Raw genomic sequence first — 18048 nt, 5'->3', positions numbered from 1 at the left:
GGAGATCTCTTCCGTTCAGTCGTTGGAGCGGGGACGCTCGTGCAGGCGGAGCATCGAGGGATGCGCGCGGTCGTGGTGGTAGGTGTCGGTACCGACCTTGGTCCCGTAGAAGTGGGTCATCGGCGCGTCGGCGATCAGCGAGTCCTGATTCGTGATCTCCAGCCGGATCCGGTCCCCGGCGCGGGCGAGGAAGGACATCGGCAGCAGTTCCACCCGCAGTTCGTAGACCTCGCCCGGAGTGAGCGGCTCGATCTGCGAGTGCCGGTGGAACGGGCGCATGTCGGAGGTCAGCTCGGGATCCTCGGCGCGGTGCGAGGCCCGCAGCCAGCCCTGGGTGACCTTGATCGGCCGGCCCGCCTCGGCGCCCGCCTCGGTGTCGGCGGGGATCAGTGAGACTTTGACAAACAGGTCGAGGTCCGTCTGGTCGGTCGAGGCGTACAGCGTCAGTACCCCGTGGCCGGTGAACTCGCGGTCCCGGTTCATCGGCGGGGTGGTGAAGGTGTTGACGCGGGCGACGTGGTCCGGCACCCCGCGTTCGTCGAAGACGGTGACTCCGGCCGCCCACAGCGGGTCCGGGTAGGACCACGAGGTCTGGTCCTGATCGGCGTGGGGCGCGGCTTCGCTGAGCGAGCCGTCGTTGAGCGAGGTGACCGCGCCGCTGTGCCGTCCGGCGAGGAAGAACGCCGTCGGGCTCGCGTCCGGCGGCGGCCAGGCTTCGGCCGAGCGGTAGGCGTCTTCCCCGTTGACGTAGAAGCGCGCCGCGGGCTGCTTCATGACGTCGTTCTCAAGGCCCTTGAGATGGTGGTCGTACCACGGCAGGAGCTCGTCGCGGTGGAACTGTTCGTCGAAGTAGTACTCCTGGGCCGCCGCGAATCCAGACGGATGCGCGACCAAGAGCTTCTTCGGTCCTCTGACGCGTTCGTACCCGTAGAAGTTGCCGCGCAGGTGCAGCGCGGCCTTGCCCCACACACCGATGGAGAACACCGGGATCTCGACGGAATCGAGTTCCCAGAACGGTGACCGGCGGCGCTGCCACTCGTCGTCGAGCGGGTGCGAGAGCACATCGTAGATGTACTCGTGCTTGTCGCCGACGTGGAAGTCGATCCCGTTGAGTTCGTGCTGGTAGAGAACCGAGCCGAACAGCCAGGTGCTGAGGAAGCCCTGGATCGGGATGCCGCCGTGGTACATCCAGTCGCGGTACATGTCGGTCGCGCCGTCGTAGGCGACGATCGTCTTCAGGTGCGGCGGACGGGTGCGAGCGGCGTTCCACTGGCTCCAGCAGTAGTGCGACATGCCGATCATGCCGACCGCGCCGGTCGACCACGGCTGCACCGCGACGTGCTCGATCATGTCGTGGATGGCCTCGCCCTCGCCGCGCGACACCGGGTCCCAGGTTCCCTCGGAGCGGCCGGTGCCTGGCAGGTCCATCGCCACGTAGGCGTAGCCGTTGTCGAGGTAGAGCTGGATCGGCCCGTATTCGGTGAAGGGGAACACCCCGTTGGGCGGAAGGTAGCGAAGCGCCTTCTGATACGGCGAGGCCCCCAGCACGATCGGGTACGGGCCTTCGCTGTCCGAGGGCAGGTACACGTCCGCACGCAGCAGGTCTCCCGTGCGCCCCAGTACCTCGACCTCGAATGGCGACACGTTGACATCGACCATGGAACCCGCTCCTGTCTGTCGTGGGCCGGACGAGGAAAAGCGTGTCGCGTCACCAGGTGAGCTGTCGTCACGCGTTCTTGGTGATCCGTTCGGATGCAGTGGGTGATCCGCCGGCGGTACATTTGAGGCCATGAGCGCCGACCGGATCGTCTTCCGCGGCGCGCTGTTCGATCAGCTGAGCCGTGCGGGCCGGGTCACCGAGGTGTCGGCGCCCGCCGGCAGCGGCAAAACGACCCTGCTGCGGTCCTGGGTTCAGGCTTCGGGCCTGGTCGACCGCACGGCGTCCGTGTCCGTACCCGGACCAGGCCACGATCCTCAGCGGTTCTGGTTGACGGTGGTCGACGCCCTGCGCGCCACCAAGGCCGGATCGGCGCTGGTCCGGCCGCTGCACCCGGCGCCCGATCTGGACGGCTGGGCCGTCGTCGAGCAGGTGCTCGCCGACCTCGGCCCGTTGCGCGAGCGCGTCTGGCTGATCGTCGACGACCTGCACGAGCTGGCCGGAACCGAGACGCTGCGCCAGCTCCAACTGCTGATCCTGCGGGCTCCCGCCGAGCTGCGGTTCGTGCTGGCCACCCGGCACGATCTCCGGCTCGGACTGCACCGGCTGCGGCTGGACGGCGAACTGACCGAGGTCCGCTCCTCGAACCTGCATTTCACGCTCGAAGACACCGCGGCGCTGTTCGAGGCGGCAGGCGTGCGGCTGTCCGAGAAAGCCGTCGGTCTGCTGCACCGGCGGACCGAGGGCTGGGCAGCCGGGCTGCGAATGGCCGCGCTGTCGCTGGCCGGCCGTCCGGACCCGGACGAGTTCGCCTCCGAGTTCTCCGGCAGCGAACGCACTGTGGCGGACTACCTGCTGGCGGAGGTGCTGGAGCGGCAGCCGGAGCAAGTCAGAACACTGTTGCTGCGGACCTCGATCCTGGACCGGGTGAACGGCGAGCTCGCCGATCTGCTGACCGCGAGCTCGGACGGGGAGCGGATCCTGCTGGACCTGGAGCAGGCCGGGGCGTTCGTGCTCGCCGTGGATCCGCGACGGTCGTGGTTCCGGTACCACCGCATGTTCGCTGATCTGCTCCAGCACGAGCTGCGGCGGACCCAGTCGGCGCAGCTGCCCGCCCTGCACGCCGACGCCGGCCGCTGGTTCGCCGCGAACGGATACACCGTCGAGGCGGTACGGCACAACCAGGCGGCACAGCGATGGGACGACGCCGCGCACCTGCTCTCAGACCACTGGACGGAGCTCTCCCTCGACGGCCGGGCCGCCCCGATCCAGGACCTCCTGGCCGGCTTCCCCGCACACGCCGCGGCCGCCGACCCCGAACTCGCCGCCCTGATGGCCGCCGCCGACCTCGAGCACGGTTCGCTGCAGAAGGCGGGACGGTGGCTCGCCCTGGCCGACCTGAGATCCGGAACAGTCTCCCCGGAGCGACGCGGGCACGTCGAGATCATGTGCATCATCCTGCGCCTGCGGCTCGCCCGGCGGCACGGAGATCTCCCGACGGTGGCCGAGGAAGTCGAGCGGCTGCTCGCGGCGGTCGAGAACACGGAGGCGGTACGGCCGGACGTCGACGACGGGCTGCGCGCGCTGGCCCTGATCAACCTGGGCGGCGCGCAGGTCTCGGCACTCGGCTTCGAAGGTGCGAACCGGCATCTGGAGCAGGGGATCGCCTTGGCGCGGCAGATCGGCAGGCCGTATCTCGAACTCGCCGGCCTCGCCTACGACGCCCAACTCGCGGTGACCCGGTCGTACACGGCCGGCGCCGAACGCAGCCGGCAGGCGATCGAGCTGGCGCGAGAGCACGGCTGGAGCGACAAGCCGCTCACCGCCGTCGCCTGGACGGTGCACGCCGACGCGCTCCTCCACCAGGGCCGCTGGGCGGAGGCGGAGTCCTCGCTCGATCAGGCCCAGCGCTGCCTGCGGCCCGAGGTCAACCCGGTCGCCGCGGTGAACCTCCGCTACGTGCGCGCCAGCCTGGACCTCGCACGCGGCGACCATGCCGCCGCACTCGCCGTGTTCCAGGAAGTCCGGCAGCTTTCGAGCACGCTCGTCACGCCGCACATCCTCCACCCGATGATGCGTGCCTGCATGCTTCACGCGCTGCTCCGGTCGGGCGATACCGAGAGCGTCGAGCAGGCGCTCGCCGAGATGGCGCCCGCCGAACGTGCGAGCGCCGCGATCCGGACCGCCGAGGCCGCGATCCGACTCGCCCAAGGCGATCCCCGCGGCGCGAGGGACCTGCTGGCCTCCCGTGCTGCCGACGCACCTCCGGAGTCTCGTCCGATCTGGACGGTCGCCGGGTTCGTCCTTCAAGCAGTGGCCTGCGACGCCCTCGATCTCCCCGACGAGGCCCACCGCGCGCTTGAGCAAGCCCTCGACGCGGCGGCCCCCGACCGGATCCTGTTCCCGATCCTCCTGCACCCCGTGTCGGGCCTGCTCAAGCGGCACGCCGGGAAGGCCACCGCGCACAGGGCTCTGATTCGCGAGATCCTCCGACTCGCGGAGGACAACGAGGCGACGCCGACGGCGAAGATCTCCATCGGCCCGGCACGCATCCGTGAGCCGCTCAGCGACAGCGAGATGCGAGTACTGCGTTACCTGCCGACCAACCTGTCCGCGCCGGAGATCGCCACAGAACTGTTGCTGTCGGTCAACACCGTCCGCACCCACACCCGGCACGTCTACGAAAAGCTCGGCGCCCACAGCCGATCCGAGGCCGTCGACCTCGCCCGATCCCACGGCTTGGTCGCTCCCGCCGCCGGCGCGGTCTGATCGATGTGCGCGGCGTCCTACTTCACTTCGTTGAGACGTCCGGTGGCGACGTCGAAGACGAATCCGCGCACCGAGTCCGGGTACGGAACGAAGGGGCTGGCCTGGATGCGCCTGACAGACTGGCGCACGTCCTCCTCCAGGTCGGGGAACGCCTCCGCGGACCACGCGGGCTTGATGCCGGTCTCCTCCTGGATCTGCTGCTTGAAGGCGTCGTCGGTGAACGTCAGCATGCCGCAGTCGGTGTGGTGGATCAGGATGATCTCGCGGGTTCCCAGCAACCGCTGGCTGATCGCCAGCGAGCGGATCTCGTCGTCGGTGACCACGCCGCCGGCGTTGCGGATGACGTGCGCCTCGCCGTCGGCCAGGCCCAGGATCGCGTAGACGTTGAGCCGGGCGTCCATGCAGGCCAGGACGGCCACGTGCCGGGACGGCGGCAGCGGGAGCGGACCGGTGAAGCCGGCCGCGTAGGTCTCGTTGTTCAGCAGGTACTGATCGGTGACGGACATGCGTGCTTCCTTGGGTGAGAGAGGGGTAGCCGGCGGATGAGCCGCGCTGAGCGCGGCCGGCTACACATCTCGTCGAAGCACCACATGCGCCGACTGGGCCAGAATTCGTCCAGCAGCTCGCGTTCCATACCAGTCCTCGCCGAACGGATGATGCGACGTCGAGTCCGGGATTCGTTTTTTCAGTATAAGAGCTCATAGTTCGTCGGCCTGGTATGGCGAGAAGGTGGCGTAAGCGCTGGGGGGTCGACGCGCCACGGCATCGGAGTGACGCACGCATCCGACACGCCGGATGACCGGCTATGTCGTGATCGACGGGTGTAGCCTGGTTTGTAGTTCTCGAGCGTCCCAGCCCCCGGCGCATTCAAACGGCGCCGCTACGTCTCCGCTGAGGCCGCTCCCCTCCCCCGGCCTCGCTGCTGATGCGCGGTCACGCGAGGGAGATCGCGATGTCCTTGCTCACGAGCCGCGCAGCACCGCCGGCCACGACCTCGCGGGGAAAGGAAGAGGGCCGGCTCGCAGAATTGCTCCAGAAGGTCGCGGCAGGCGATACCAAAGCCTTCGCCACGGTCTACGGCGTCCTCGCTCCGCGAATCTGGGCGATGGCCGCAGCGGTGACCTGCGATCGCGACCGTGCCGAAGCCGCAGCGGTGCAGGCGTTCGAAGCCGTGTGGCGCGCCGCTCCGAGGTGCCCGTCGGATCCGGAGGCGGCGACAGCATGGGCGATGCGCATCGCGGTCGACCGAACCATTCGCGCCGCTACGGACCCGCGGCCACCGACCCTGAAGCCGCCGCCCCTGAAGCCGCCGGTGGCCTCCGAGCGCCAGAGCGAGCGTCTACACCCGACGTTGCTGGCCCTGCCCGAACGGCAGCGCGACGCGATCCTGCTGAGTTGCTACGGCCGACTGCCCCTCAGAACGTTGGCATGCGCGCTGGAGGTGCCCAAGCAGGACGCGGCGGCTCTGCTGTGCGACGCGCTCATCGGCGTCAGGGAGGGCCTGCGCAGCGGCAGGCTCCCGTCTTGCGCGAAAACTCTGTGAGCACGATATCCGGGAATGTATCCGATGCCGAAAACCGCGTGCGGCCGGCCTGGCGCCAGGATTACGCACCGGCGTTTTGTGTACAATTCTGCGTACGAGACAGCAGGGAATTAGCAGTATTGCGGATAGGTGGAATATTATCCCGTCGTGCAACGCTCCTGGAATGGTGCACGCCAAAATCTAGGAGGAACTATGGCCACGGACTATGACGCCCCGCGCAAGACCGACGAGGACCTCGCCGAGGACAGCATCGAGGAGCTGAAAGCCACCCGCACCAAAGCCGCCGTACGCGGGGCCGAGCTGGAGGAAAGCGACAACGAGTCGCTGGAGCTGCCCGGAGCCGACCTTTCGGACGAGCAGCTGGTCGTTCAGGTCGTGCCGCTCCAAAGCAACGAGTTCACCTGCAGCAGGTGTTTCCTGGTTCAAAACCGGAGCCTGCTGGCGCGGCATACCCGTCGCGAATGGATTTGCAAAAACTGCGCTTGAGCGACTTCCGTGCTCTATCCGGTCTGCGCGCCGACCCGCAGCCACGCGCTACCCGTGGAGCGGATCCAGAAGGCAGCCAGCCGGGCGAACGTGAACACCCCGACGGCGACCCACAGCCAGGTCAGCCCCCATCCCGCGGCGACCACGAGCGCGAGGGCGCCGAGGAAGACGAGCGTGCAGGCGAACGAGGCCCAGGCCAGGAAGGTGGCGTCGCCCGCGCCGATCAGGATGCCGTCGAGTACGAACACGACCCCGGCGACCGGCTGCAGGGCCGCGGCGATCAGCAGCACCGGCACCAGCGCGTGCGCGACGGCGTGGTCGGAGGTGAAGACCCCGGCGAGCACGGGGCTGAGCGCGGCCAGGCCGACGCCGGTGACCACGCCGAAGCCGAGCCCCCACCAGTTCATCCGCGTCACCATCCGCCGGGTCGCCTCGATGCGTCCGGCGCCCAGCTCGTGGCCGACCAGCGCCTGCGCGGCAATGGCCAGGGCGTCGAGGGCGAGGGCGAGGCCGGACCAGAGGTTGGCGGCGATGGTGTGCGCGGCGAGCGCCGTCGTGCCGAGCCGTCCGGCGCCCCACACCGCCGCGACGACGTACACGCGCAGCCACACGGTGCGGGTGAGCAGCGCGACGTTCGCCGAGAGCGAGGCGCGCACCGCACGCGCGTTGAACCGTGCCACGACACCGTGCGCCCGACACGCCTTGACCACCAGGCAGACGTACACGACGCCCATCGCGGTCTGCACGGAGGCGGTCCCGGCCGCCGAACCCGCGATCCCGAGCCCGCACGGGTAGACCAGGATCCAGTTGACCAGCGTGTTCGCCGCGGCCGCGACGCCGGCGACCACGAGCGGCGTGCGCATGTCGTGCAGGCCGCGCAGCAGCCCGGTCGCGGCGAGCACCACCAGCATCCCGGGCAGTCCCAGGCAGCTGAAGCGCAGGTAGGTCGCCGCGTACGGGGCAGCCCGGGCCCCGGCCCCCAGCCAGCGCACGACCGGATCCGCGCAGCTCGCGCCGATGATCGCGAGCAGCACCCCGAGCCCGGCCGCCAGGAACATCGCGTCGACCCCGCGCGCCATCCCCTCGGCGCGCCGGCCCGCCCCGATCAGCCGGGAGACCTGCGCGGTGGTGCTGTAGGCGAGGAAGATGCACACGCCCACAAGCGTGTTGAGGGCGGAGCCCGCGGTGCCCAGACCGGCGAGCTGCGCGGACCCGAGGTGGCCGACGATCGCGCTGTCGGCGAGCACGAACAGCGGCTCGGCGACCAGCGCGCCGAGCGCGGGTATCGCCAGAGCGAGGATCTGGCGGCCCGTGACGTGCGCGGCGTTGCGTTCCTCGGGCTGTTCGGGGTGTTCTGCGCTCTCGGTGTCGCGCGCGGGGTGAGCGGCCTCCATGTTCACACCAAGGACTATGTCAGGTGTGACAGGGCATAGGAACCCTTACCTCTCCTGGTGGAGGTGATTCGGATCGTGCGATCATTCCCGATGACCGGCTACCGCGGAGTCCATCCGCCGTGGCTCTCGGCGGGATTCTCCGGGACGAGGCAAGCATATGGCTCTGTGGCGAATTCGCGCGGCGTTGGAAGACGAGCCGGGCCGCCTGGCCGCGATCACCGCGGCGATCGCGGCCTGCGGCGGCAACGTGTTCGGCTTCAGCGTCCAGACCCACCAGGGCGGACCGGTCGACGAGTTCTTCGTCAGCACGCCCGAGGACACCGGCCGCTTCCGCCTCGTCGAGGCGGTCACCGACGCCGGCGGCGCCCAGGTCACCGCGGTCCCGGCCGACCCGCACGATCTCGTCGACGTCCCGACCAAGGCCCTGCAGCTGGCCGCCGCCCTGCTGGACGCGCCGGAAACCCTCCCCGACATCCTGTCCGACCTCCTCGACGCCGACGACGCCTGGTGGGACCAGGGCACCGAAGGCGTCGCGGACGCGACGGTGCTCATCGTCCCGGTCGCCGGCGGCCGCAGGGTCGCGGTGGTGCGGGAGGGCCTGCCGTTCACCATGACCGAGGCCGCCCGGGCCGGGGCCTTGGCGGCACTCGCCCGCTGACGGCGACCGGCTGAATCAAGAGCCTTAGACGCACTGGGAACAGCCGCCACGGCCAGCACCTGGCACGCTGGGGCGGGGCGCACGGAGCCGGTCAGTACTGCGCCACTCTGTGACCTACGAGAACAGCTGGCTGTAGACCGGACTGTAGATCACCGGCGGCAGCAAGCACGGCGTCCGCCTCGTCGAGGAGCGCGGCGAAGGATTGGAAGACGTGCGGAACCTTCGGAGGCCGCCGCCGGGAACCGGTGCTCGGGAGCGAGCCGGTAGTCGACGGAGATCGCGCGGGCGCCGACGCGCCGGGCCACGTCCGAGGCGAGGCCGACCGAGTCCGGCGCGGAGCCGATCGCGTAGGCGCCGCCGTGCAGGTAGAACAGGACGGCCGACGGATCGCTCGTTGACGGATCACTCGCCGACGTCCCGACGGTCACCACCGGCACGCCACCGAGTTCGCCGGCGGCGGCGGTCACGTCGTCCGGGAGCTGTTCGCTGGTCATGGAAGGAGGTCCTTTCGAGGAGAAGACGGTCTGTCTCAGGCCTCGTCGGGCTTGACCACCGTGTCGACGAAGTCCCCGATGGCGCCGAGCGTCGCGCCGATCTGCTCGATCTGCGGGAAGTGTCCGGCGTCGGCGATCGGTGCGAAGTGGCCGTTGCCGAAGGCGGTGGCGAAGTCGCGGCCGTAGCCCAGCGGCGCGATGCCGTCCTGCTCGCCCCAGACGACCAGCGCCGGGATAGTGATGCGGTGCAGGCGGCGGCGCAGCTTGGGGTCGTGCGTGAACTCCTTGCCGCAATAGACCGCCATGGTCTGCTGGTTGGCGGCGCCGATCGCCTTCTGCTCGTCGGTGAAGGAGGCGAAGTCGGGGCGCAGGGCCGGGTTGACGAACGACAGCTCACTGATCTGCGGCGGGGCGAGGGTGCGGACGTCGGTGACCTGCTCGTCGCCGAACGCCTTGATACCGACCGCGTTGAGCAGCACCAGCGCGCCTATCCGCCCGCGGTTGTCGCGCAGCGCCATCTCCGAGGCGATCCAGCCGCCGATGGAGGAGCCGATGACCATGACGCCGGTCAGGTCGAGCTCGTCGAGCAGGTCCAGGTAGGCGTCGGCGAGGTCGGCGATGGTGTCGAAGCGGTCCGGGCGCGGCGTGCCGTCGAAGCCGGGGTGGGTCGGCACGATGCCGTAGACGTGCTCGGCCAGCGCGCCGGCCAGGCCCAGCATGGTGCGCGGGCCGGCGCCGCCGTGCAGGTACAGCACCGCGCTGCCCTCGGTGTTGGTGCCGAACTCGCTGATCGTGATGCCCATGCCGGTCGCGATGGTGACGGTGCGGGACGCGGGGCCGGTCGCGGTGGCAGCCGTCGAAGTCGTGGAGGTCGTTGAAGTCGTGGTCGAGGCAGTCATGTGCGCGTTCCCCTTTGGGTGTTCAGGTGGCGGTTTTGCTTCGTGAGAGCTAACTCCCATGAATATAGAGTGCTCTTATCCTTTGTGCAAGTCAACTCTCACGAAGCCGCCGGACCGAGCTCGACCGAGACGGAACAGCAGGTCAGGCGATCGCGGTCAATGTCACCTCGACGTTGCCGCGGGTGGAGTTGGAGTACGGACACACCTGGTGCGTGTCGTGCATCAGCTGGTCGGCGGTCGCCTGGTCCAGGCCGGGAAGGTGCGCCGTGAGCCCGACCGCGAGGCTGAAGCGTCCGCCGTCGAGCGCCAGCAGGCTGACCTCGGCGGTCACGGTCGAGCCGGTCACCGGCGTCTTCTGGCCGGCCGCGATCAGGCGCAGGCCGTTGTGGAAGCAGGCCGCGTAGCCGGCGGCGAACAGCTGCTCCGGGTTGGTCTTGTCGCCGCCGGGGCCGCCCATCTCCTTCGGGACGGCCAGATCGGCTTCGAAGACGTCGTCGGCGGTGCGGACCCGGCCGTTGCGGCCGTCGCCGGTCGAGAGGGCTTCGGTGGTGTAGAGCGTGGAGGTGGACATGAGCGGAGTTCTCCTTGTTTTTGAAGGTTTTCGGGCGTGTTTGATCGCGGCGCGGCGCACAGTGCGCCGAGCCTGGGCTGTAACCGGGCCGTGGTTGGGCCGTGATTGGGGCCTAGCTGGTCAGTGCTCGATACCGGCTGTGGCGCCTTCCGGGACTGCGACATCGGAGTGAGCGAAGTGCGTGAGAAGTTGCAGCGCGGCCTGTGAGGACGACTCGGGGGGCGCCGTGACCACGACGAGCCGCACACCTGTCATCGCTGGGACCGTCATCGAGTGCTGAAGCACCCGCATGGTCCCGACCAGCGGGTGGTTCATCGCGTACTCGGCGAGGTCCCAGGCGCGGACCCGGTGCTCGGCCCACAGGCCGGCGAACTCCGGGCTGCCCATGGTCAGCTCGCCGATCAGGGACGCCAGGTGCGGATCGTCGGGGTACTCGCCGACCGCGGCCCTGAGCTTGCCGACGGCGTCCCTGGCCTTCCTCGGCCAGTCCGTGCCGTAGAGCTCGCGGGTATGGGGGTCGAGGAAGACCAGCCTCGCGGTGTTGGGTCGCGTGGCGGAGCGGCTCGGGCTCGCCGGATCCAAGTGCCCTGCGAACAGCGCGTGCCCGCACCGGTTCCAGGCCAGGACGTCCGAGCGGCGGCCGAGCAGGATCGCCGGGGCTTCGCCGAACGCGTCCATCAGCTGCCGCGCCGCCGCGGTGACGCTCTCGGCCGGGAGCCGGCGTCGGCGGGCCCGCTGCCGTCCCTCGCCGGACAGGGTGTGCAGGTGGCGGCGTTCGGTCTCGTCGAGGCTGAGGGCCTGGGCCAGCGCGTCGAGCACCTGCGGCGAGGCGTTGAGCGACGCGCCTTGCTCCAGCCGGATGTAGTAGGCGACGCTCACTCCGGCCAGCTGCGCCACTTCTTCGCGCCGGAGTCCGGGGACGCGCCGCCGGTCCCCGTAGTCCGGGAGTCCGGCGGCGGCCGGCGTCAGCATGGACCGCCTCGTCGTGAGGAACTCCCCCAGCGGCGATCCGGTGCCTGGATTGGCGTTCATGGAGCCAAGTATCGGCCGGGGCGTCCTCGGTCAGCGTGTCCCTGGCAGTAGTAGCCAGGCCGGGGCCGGACTTGCCGACTGCGCCCGGCCCAGTCGTCGGGCCCGGTCGCCCGGCCCGGTCGTCGGGCGGAAACCAGCCGCGGCTATCGCTATCATGCAAGCTAGCTCTTATAATGGGAGCCGACTCGCCGATCTCGGCACGGAAGGACACCGATGGCCATCCCGCAGGGCGCGCAAGCCGTACCGTCGTCGCAGACCACCGGTCGCGTCAACCAGAAGCGGCGCACGCACGCCGCGATCGTCGCCGCCGCCGCGAAGCTGATGGACTCCGGCGGCGAGGTGACGATGCCGGAGGTCGCCAAGGCCGCGCTCGTCTCGGAGGCCACCGCCTACCGCTACTTCCCCGACCTGGCCAGCCTGCTGGCCGAGGCGATGGCCGACACCCTCCCCGAACCGGCCGACGCCCTGGCCCCCGTCGCGGACTCCACCGACCCCGTCGAGCGCATCGCAGCCGCCGCCGAGTACCTGGCCCGGCACGTCCTAGCGCGCCAGGGCGCGGTCCGCGCGATGATCGCCGCGACCATCGTCAAGCCGGACACCACCTCACAGCGGCCAGGCCTGCGCTTCGGGCTCATCACCGAGGCACTTCAGCCTCTCGCCGACTCCGCCGCCGTCGACGAGGCGGCATTGGCCCAGCTCAAAGCCGACCTGTCGGTCGTGATGGGAGCCGAGGCACTGTTCTCGTTGATGGATCTCAGCGGTTTGAGTCCGGAGGACGCCGTCGCCAGCATCGTGCGCACGGCGACGACGCTCACGCGAGTCGCGATCGCCGGCGCGTAGGCGGCCGCGGCCGGACCAGGAAGGTATGAGTACGAGCATGCGATGGACCGTGCACGGCAGCCGTGCCGTCTACGAAAGCCCCTGGGTCAATGTGCGGGTGGACGACGTGGAACTGCCTTCCGGCACCCGGGTCGCGCATCACGTCATCGAGTTCCCGAAGCCCTCGGTCGGAGCAATCGTCACCGACGCGGACCAGCGTCTGCTGCTGCTGTGGCGGCACCGCCACATCACCGACGCGTCCGGCTGGGAGATCCCCGCCGGCTGGGCCGAGCCCGGCGAAGATCTCGCCGAGGCTGTGGGCCGGGAGATCACCGAGGAGACCGGCTACATCGCCCGGGAACTGACGCCGATCACGGAATACCATCCGCTCAGCGGCATCAGCACCATGACCTACACCGTGTTCCATGGCACCGACATCGTGCGCGGCGGCAACGAACCCGACGCGGACGAGGCTGAGAAGGTGGCCTGGTTCACGCCTGGCGAGGTGCGGGAACTGCTGCGCGGCGGCCAGATCGTCGACGGGCCGAGCCTCACCGCCGTCGGGTTCTTCTTGGCGACGCTTGCTTAACGGCCATCGTCTTGTGCAGCCGTACCCGGATGTGACCCAGATCGCATTCCACTCCTCCGTCGCGGATGTCACTGGCGGCCCCGCCATCTCGACTCCGGTGGGGAGAGAGGGTCGAGACCAGGAGGGTCACATCATGCGAGTGTTCGTGGCGGGCGGTACCGGGGTGCTGGGTCAGCGGCTGCTGCCGCGGTTGGTGGCCGGTGGTCATCAGGTGACGGCGACCACGACCAGTGCGGCGAAGCTGGAGTTGCTGACGCGGCTGGGCGTGGAGGGGGTCGTGATGGACGGTTTGGACGCGGCGTCGGTCGGCCAGGCGGTGGCCACGGCGCGGCCGGACGTGATCGTGAACCAGATGACCGGGCTGTCCCAGGCGCACGCCGGAAAGCTCAATCCGCGCAAGGCCGATCGGTTCTTCGCTGTCACCAACCGGCTGCGGACCGAGGGGATGGACCATCTGCTCGCTGCGGCCGAGGCGGTGGGGGTGGGTCACGTCGTGGCGCAGAGCCACGGCAGTTTCAACGGGATCCGGCAGGGTGGGTGGGTCAAGACCGAGGACGATCCGCTGGAGGTGACCGAGGGGACGAAAGCGCTGGTCCACTTGGAGGAAGTGGTCGTCGAGGCCGGCGGCGCCGTCCTGCGCTACGGCGGGTTCTACGGGCCGGGAGCCAACGACGAGCAGGTCGCGTTGGTCCGTAAGCGGCTGCTCCCGATCATCGGCGGCGGGACCGGATACTCGTCGTGGGTGCATCTGGACGACGCCGCCGCCGCGACCGTGCTGGCGGTGGAGCAGCGGGCGACCGGCGTGTTCAACATCGTCGACGACGAGCCGGCCCCCATGCGCGAGTGGCTGCCGTACCTCGCGCAGTGCGTGGGGGCCAAGCCGCCGCGGCGGCTGCCGGCGTGGCTGGCCCGGCTGGTGGCCGGGGAGATGGCAGTGGGGATGATGGTCGAGGGGCGCGGCTTCTCCAACGCCAAGGCGAAGCGGGAACTGGGCTGGCAGCTGCGGTATCCGTCGTGGCGACTGGGATTCCAGAAGGAGTTGGCATGAGCACGTCCGCCACGACGCGGGCCGAGGAGTTCCAGGAGCTTCGGCCGCTGCTGTTCTCCATCGCCTACCGGATCCTGGGCAGTGTGACCGAGGCCGAGGACACGGTCCAGGACACCTGGCTGCGCTACATGGCCTCGGCGACGGTGCCCACCTCGACGAAGGCGTTCCTGTCCGCTCTGGTCACGCGGGCCTCGATCGACGTGCTGCGTTCGGCCCGGGTGCGGCGGGAGACCTACGTGGGGCCCTGGTTCCCCGAGCCGCTGCTGTCCGACCCGTATCAGGACCCGGAGCGTTCGGCGGAGCTGGCGGACTCGGTGTCGATGGCGGCCTTGCTGCTACTGGAGCGGCTGTCCCCGCTGGAGCGGGCGGTGTTCGTGCTGCGGGAGGTGTTCGGGTTCGGCTTCCCCGAGATCGCGAACTCCGTCGGGCGCTCGGAGGCGGCGTGCCGTCAGCTCGCGGTGCGGGCCCGCCGGCACATGGACCTGGGCCGCCCCCGCTTCGAAGCGGACCAGAAGGAGCGTGCGGAACTGTCCGCACGGTTCTTCGACGCCCTGCGGGACGGCGACGTCGGCGGGCTCCGGGAACTGCTGGCCGCGGACGTCCAGATGGTCGGCGACGCCGGCGGCAAGGCGCCCGCACTGGCCCGCAGCGTGATCGGCGCCGACAACGTGGCCCGGCTGCTCGCCGGCGTCTTCCCGACGATCTCCCGCATCGCCCACGTGGAACCGCACCAGGTGAACGGCCAGCCGGGCGCGATCCTGCGCGACCGGGACGGCAACGTGGCCGGCACGCTGGTCCTCGACGTGCTCGACGGCCGGATCCAGATGATCCGCTCGGTGCTCAACCCCGACAAGCTCGGCCACCTGGGCCCGCTCGCGGACCCGTGGAACCTGGCCCGCGAGGTCAAGCAGGCTCGTCTTGAGAACGGCGCGAAGAACGACGCGAGCGAATACGGGAGCGAATAGTCGCCGCCGGCCGCCTCACACCGTCAGAAACACATTGATCGCCACGCCCACGACGACCACCACGAGGACGATCCAGGGCCACATCGGCTTTTCCTTCGCGGGCTTCCAACCCGTCTGCTCCGGCATGATCGCTCCTGACGTGAGGCTGCTTTGACTCCTCCATCGTGGGTCGGGGCGCAGGAGCTTTCATCGGTGCTGACTCCCGTTCAGCGGTGCAGTTTTCTGCACCACCGCACGGGAGCCGGGCGCGTTCGCCGAAGCTCAGGACCGAAGGTAGGTCAGGACGGCGAGCACCCGCCGGTTGCCGCTCTCGGGCGTCGGCATGCCCAGCTTGGCGAAGATGCTTCCGATGTGCTTGTTCACCGAGCTCTCGGCGAGGAACAGCAGCTGAGCGATGGTGCTGTTGTTGCGGCCCTCGGCCATCAGCGCCAGGACCTCGCGCTCCCGCGGGGTCAGCGCGGCCAGCGGATCGTCGCCGGCCCGCCGGATCATCAGCTGGGTGATGACCTGCGGGTCCATCGCCGTGCCGCCGCCGGCCACCCGCTCCAGCGCCTCCAGGAACTCGTCGGCGCGCCCGACCCGGTCCTTCAGCAGGTAGCCGACGCCGGAAGCGTTCTGGGCGAGGAGCTCGGTCGCGTAGGTGCGTTCGACGTACTGCGAGAGCACCAGGACCGGGAGGTCGGGCAGCCGCCGGCGGGCCTCCACCACGGCCCGCAGCCCCTCGTCGCGGAACGTCGGCGGCAGGCGGACGTCGACGACCGCGACGTCCGGCCGGTGTTCGAGCAGGGCCGGCAGCAGTTCGTCGCCGTGGCCGACGGCCGCGACGACGTGGTGTCCCTCGCTGCCGAGCAGCGCAGCCAGTCCCTCGCGGAGCAGGGCGTTGTCTTCGGCGATCAGGATCCGCATGGAATCTCCGCTCTCAGTACGGTCGGCCCCCCGGGCGGGCTGGACAGCTCGGTGGTCCCGTCAAGCGCGGCGACCCGCCGCCGGAGTCCGAGGATCCCGCTTCCCGCGCCCTCGGCGGCGCCGCCCTTCCCGTCGTCCTCGACCCGGATCCGGATCATGGTGTCGGTGATCCGGAGCCGGACCAGCGCGACGGTGGCGCCGCTGTGTTTGGCGACGTTGGTGAGCGCCTCGGAGATCACGAAGTAGGCGGCGGTCTCGGCCGCGGCCGGCGCGCGGGGCGGCGGGTCGGCCGCCTCGTCGACGTCGATCGTGGTGGGGACGGCGCTGAGGGCGGCGAGCGCCCGGACCGCTTCGGTCAGCCCGCGGTCGGCGAGGACCGGTGGGTAGATGCCGCGCACCAGGTTCCGCAGGGACTCCAGGGCTTGTTCGGCGAGGTGCTGGGCGGTGTCGACCAGTTCAGGGACCTGCTCCGGCCGCCGGCTGAGGGCCCGTTTGATCATGCCCAGGCGCAGGAAGACGGCCACGATGTCGGCCTGGGCGCCGTCGTGCAGGTCCCGCTCGATGCGGCGCAGCTCGGCGCCGTGCGCGTCGAGTGCCTCGGCCCGGCTCACGGTCAGTTCGTGGACGCGTTGGGCGAGCGCCACTCGGGGGCGGGCGACCAGCAGCCGGCGCGACGCGCGCGCGTGCACGTCGGCGAGCAACCGCATGACCGCCATGGCCACCACGGCGTAGCCGATGCCGACGGCCGCCGCGAAGGCGGCTTTGGGCCACGAGTCGACGTTCACCAGGATGACGGCGTCGCGCTCGCTCGGCGCGAGTTTCCACCACACCGGCGCGGAGAGCCAGTTGACCGCATGGCCGCACACGCTCAGGGCCACGACACACACCGCCGTGCCGGCGAGGCTGTGGGCCAGCAACCACACCAGGTCCTTGCGGACCGCCGCGTCGCGCAGCGAGGGCTTGCCGGGCGTGGCCCAGCCGGGGGCCAGGTCGCGGTACGGGGTGTGGACCTCGGCGCCCAACCGACGGCCCACCAGGCCCCGGTGGTACTCCGCGAACCGCCGCAGGACCCGCAGGCTTCCGGGCAACAGCAGGAAGCCCGTGCCGACCAGACAGAGCACGAAGACCGCGATGAGCAGGTAGCACAGCGCCAGCCCGACCAGCCCGGTCCCCAAACAGATCAGGATGTAGGCGGCGGCCGGAGGGAAGCGGATCGCGATCCGGCGGATCTGCCCGATCCACTCTTCGGGCCGGAGCCGCTGCAACGCCGCAGCTCTGGGCGTTCGCACAGCTCCTCAAATCCTCTGCGTCGACATCGCGATCACCTTACCAACCGGCGGTGCCGGGGGCCGTGGGCGCGCTGCGAGCGGCAGTTTTCTGCACCATCGATTCTCCAGTCCACGCCGTGTTGTCGCGCCTGGTCATGAACCTACGTTCGGGGTGTGCCGGTGATGAGCGCGAGCAGTGGAGGCCGAAAGTGAACAACTCGCCCTGGGTGGTGCGCCTGGACGGCGTCCGCAAGACGTACGGGAAGGGCGCCGGGGCCGTCCACGCGCTGCGCGACCTGTCCCTCGCCTTCGCCCGGGGCTCGTTCACCGCGGTGATGGGTCCCTCGGGGGCGGGCAAGAGCACCTTCCTGCACTGCGCCGCCGGGCTGGACCGGCCGGACGCCGGCTCGGTGGTGCTCAGCGGCACCGACCTGTCGACGCTCGACGAGGTCGGGCTGACCATCCTGCGCCGGGAGCGGGTCGGCTTCGTCTTCCAGGCGTACAACCTGCTGTCGGCGCTGTCCGTCGCCGACAACGTCACGGTGCCGCTGATGCTGGCCGGACGCCGGATCGACCCCGCGCGGCTGCACGAGGTGCTGGGGCAGGTGGGGCTGGCCGAGCAGATGAACCGCCGGCCCGCCGAGCTCTCCGGCGGCCAGCAGCAGCGGGTGGCCATCGCCCGCGCGCTGGTGGCGCGGCCGGAGGTGGTGTTCGCCGACGAGCCGACCGGGGCGCTGGACACCCGGACCGCGAGGCAGGTGCTCGGTCTGCTGCGCGAGGTCGTGGACCGCCTCGGCCAGACGGTGGTGATGGTGACCCACGACCCGGTCGCCGCCTCTTACGCGCACCGTGTGGTGTTCCTCGCGGACGGCCGCCACGCGGAGGAGATGACGCATCCCACACCGGAGCGCGTCGCCGAACAGATGACCAAGCTCGGGGAATGGTGAGCC

At 70.2% G+C, this 18048-nt stretch carries 18 protein-coding genes; 9 read left to right on the top strand and 9 right to left on the bottom strand.

Annotated features, from left to right (window positions below; all coding sequences use genetic code 11):
* Nucleotides 1–15 precede the first annotated feature (15 nt).
* Complete coding sequence (locus tag ABH920_RS19480) at nucleotides 16–1659, bottom strand: CocE/NonD family hydrolase (RefSeq protein ID WP_370350453.1); 1644 nt, start codon at nucleotides 1657–1659, stop codon at nucleotides 16–18.
* Nucleotides 1660–1789: 130 nt separating this feature from the next.
* Between ABH920_RS19480 and ABH920_RS19475 the strand changes: the two genes are divergently transcribed.
* Nucleotides 1790–4426 carry a LuxR C-terminal-related transcriptional regulator gene (locus ABH920_RS19475; RefSeq protein WP_370350452.1) on the top strand — a complete coding sequence of 879 codons (2637 nt, stop codon included), beginning with the start codon at nucleotides 1790–1792 and terminating at the stop codon, nucleotides 4424–4426.
* A gap of 17 nt (nucleotides 4427–4443) precedes the next feature.
* Here the strand turns inward: ABH920_RS19475 and ABH920_RS19470 are convergent, their stop codons facing one another.
* On the bottom strand, nucleotides 4444–4932 hold the full coding sequence (locus ABH920_RS19470) for a beta-class carbonic anhydrase (protein ID WP_370350451.1): 489 nt from the start codon (nucleotides 4930–4932) through the stop codon (nucleotides 4444–4446).
* 446 nt (nucleotides 4933–5378) lie between these two features.
* Here ABH920_RS19470 and ABH920_RS19465 point away from each other — a divergent pair, with 446 nt between their 5' ends.
* Together ABH920_RS19465 and ABH920_RS19460 are read left to right on the top strand one after the other, a co-directional pair.
* Nucleotides 5379–5969, top strand: a complete 591-nt coding sequence (locus ABH920_RS19465; RefSeq protein ID WP_370350450.1) for an RNA polymerase sigma factor — start codon at nucleotides 5379–5381, stop codon at nucleotides 5967–5969.
* Between the two features lie 192 nt (nucleotides 5970–6161).
* Nucleotides 6162–6455, top strand: a complete 294-nt coding sequence (locus tag ABH920_RS19460; protein WP_370350449.1) for a DUF4193 domain-containing protein — start codon at nucleotides 6162–6164, stop codon at nucleotides 6453–6455.
* A 14-nt stretch (nucleotides 6456–6469) separates the two neighbouring features.
* Here ABH920_RS19460 and ABH920_RS19455 read toward each other — a convergent pair whose 3' ends face one another.
* Nucleotides 6470–7849, bottom strand: coding sequence for an MATE family efflux transporter (locus ABH920_RS19455; RefSeq protein WP_370350647.1), 1380 nt, complete (start codon nucleotides 7847–7849; stop codon nucleotides 6470–6472).
* 157 nt (nucleotides 7850–8006) lie between these two features.
* Between ABH920_RS19455 and ABH920_RS19450 the strand changes: the two genes are divergently transcribed.
* Nucleotides 8007–8507: a hypothetical protein gene (locus ABH920_RS19450; RefSeq protein ID WP_370350448.1), complete on the top strand. Its 501-nt coding sequence runs from the start codon at nucleotides 8007–8009 to the stop codon at nucleotides 8505–8507.
* 149 nt (nucleotides 8508–8656) lie between these two features.
* Here ABH920_RS19450 and ABH920_RS19445 read toward each other — a convergent pair whose 3' ends face one another.
* The 4 genes from ABH920_RS19445 to ABH920_RS19430 form a co-directional block, all read right to left on the bottom strand.
* Entirely contained in the window at nucleotides 8657–9001 is a 345-nt protein-coding gene (locus tag ABH920_RS19445; protein WP_370350447.1) for an alpha/beta hydrolase fold domain-containing protein, read from the bottom strand.
* A gap of 35 nt (nucleotides 9002–9036) precedes the next feature.
* Nucleotides 9037–9900 carry an alpha/beta fold hydrolase gene (locus ABH920_RS19440; protein WP_370350446.1) on the bottom strand — a complete coding sequence of 288 codons (864 nt, stop codon included), beginning with the start codon at nucleotides 9898–9900 and terminating at the stop codon, nucleotides 9037–9039.
* 142 nt (nucleotides 9901–10042) lie between these two features.
* On the bottom strand, nucleotides 10043–10471 hold the full coding sequence (locus ABH920_RS19435) for an organic hydroperoxide resistance protein (RefSeq protein ID WP_370350445.1): 429 nt from the start codon (nucleotides 10469–10471) through the stop codon (nucleotides 10043–10045).
* Between the two features lie 120 nt (nucleotides 10472–10591).
* Nucleotides 10592–11503 carry a helix-turn-helix transcriptional regulator gene (locus ABH920_RS19430; RefSeq protein ID WP_370350444.1) on the bottom strand — a complete coding sequence of 304 codons (912 nt, stop codon included), beginning with the start codon at nucleotides 11501–11503 and terminating at the stop codon, nucleotides 10592–10594.
* A 213-nt stretch (nucleotides 11504–11716) separates the two neighbouring features.
* Here ABH920_RS19430 and ABH920_RS19425 point away from each other — a divergent pair, with 213 nt between their 5' ends.
* The 4 genes from ABH920_RS19425 to ABH920_RS19410 all read left to right on the top strand — a co-directional run bounded on the left by ABH920_RS19425 (nucleotide 11717) and on the right by ABH920_RS19410 (nucleotide 14924).
* Nucleotides 11717–12343, top strand: a complete 627-nt coding sequence (locus ABH920_RS19425; RefSeq protein WP_370350443.1) for a TetR/AcrR family transcriptional regulator — start codon at nucleotides 11717–11719, stop codon at nucleotides 12341–12343.
* Between the two features lie 25 nt (nucleotides 12344–12368).
* On the top strand, nucleotides 12369–12911 hold the full coding sequence (locus ABH920_RS19420; RefSeq protein WP_370350442.1) for an NUDIX domain-containing protein: 543 nt from the start codon (nucleotides 12369–12371) through the stop codon (nucleotides 12909–12911).
* A gap of 133 nt (nucleotides 12912–13044) precedes the next feature.
* Nucleotides 13045–13959, top strand: a complete 915-nt coding sequence (locus tag ABH920_RS19415; protein ID WP_370350441.1) for an NAD-dependent epimerase/dehydratase family protein — start codon at nucleotides 13045–13047, stop codon at nucleotides 13957–13959.
* Nucleotides 13956–14924 (top strand): RNA polymerase sigma-70 factor, encoded by a 969-nt coding sequence (locus tag ABH920_RS19410; RefSeq protein WP_370350440.1) that lies wholly within the window; start codon nucleotides 13956–13958, stop codon nucleotides 14922–14924. Before ABH920_RS19415 ends, ABH920_RS19410 begins: the two co-directional genes overlap by 4 nt.
* Before the next feature lie 261 nt (nucleotides 14925–15185).
* Here ABH920_RS19410 and ABH920_RS19405 read toward each other — a convergent pair whose 3' ends face one another.
* The gene (locus ABH920_RS19405; protein ID WP_370350439.1) at nucleotides 15186–15830 is read right to left on the bottom strand and encodes a response regulator; all 645 of its coding nucleotides are present in this window, start codon (nucleotides 15828–15830) and stop codon (nucleotides 15186–15188) included.
* Complete coding sequence (locus tag ABH920_RS19400) at nucleotides 15818–17119, bottom strand: sensor histidine kinase (RefSeq protein WP_370350438.1); 1302 nt, start codon at nucleotides 17117–17119, stop codon at nucleotides 15818–15820. Before ABH920_RS19400 ends, ABH920_RS19405 begins: the two co-directional genes overlap by 13 nt.
* Nucleotides 17120–17253: 134 nt before the next feature.
* Here ABH920_RS19400 and ABH920_RS19395 point away from each other — a divergent pair, with 134 nt between their 5' ends.
* On the top strand, nucleotides 17254–18045 hold the full coding sequence (locus ABH920_RS19395) for an ABC transporter ATP-binding protein (RefSeq protein ID WP_370350437.1): 792 nt from the start codon (nucleotides 17254–17256) through the stop codon (nucleotides 18043–18045).
* Nucleotides 18046–18048: the final 3 nt, after the last annotated feature.

This window comes from Catenulispora sp. EB89, from assembly GCF_041261445.1.
In the GTDB taxonomy this organism is placed as follows: domain Bacteria; phylum Actinomycetota; class Actinomycetes; order Streptomycetales; family Catenulisporaceae; genus Catenulispora.
The sequence above is the reverse complement of the archived record's forward strand: the minus strand, read 5'-3'. Positions and strand labels throughout refer to the sequence as shown.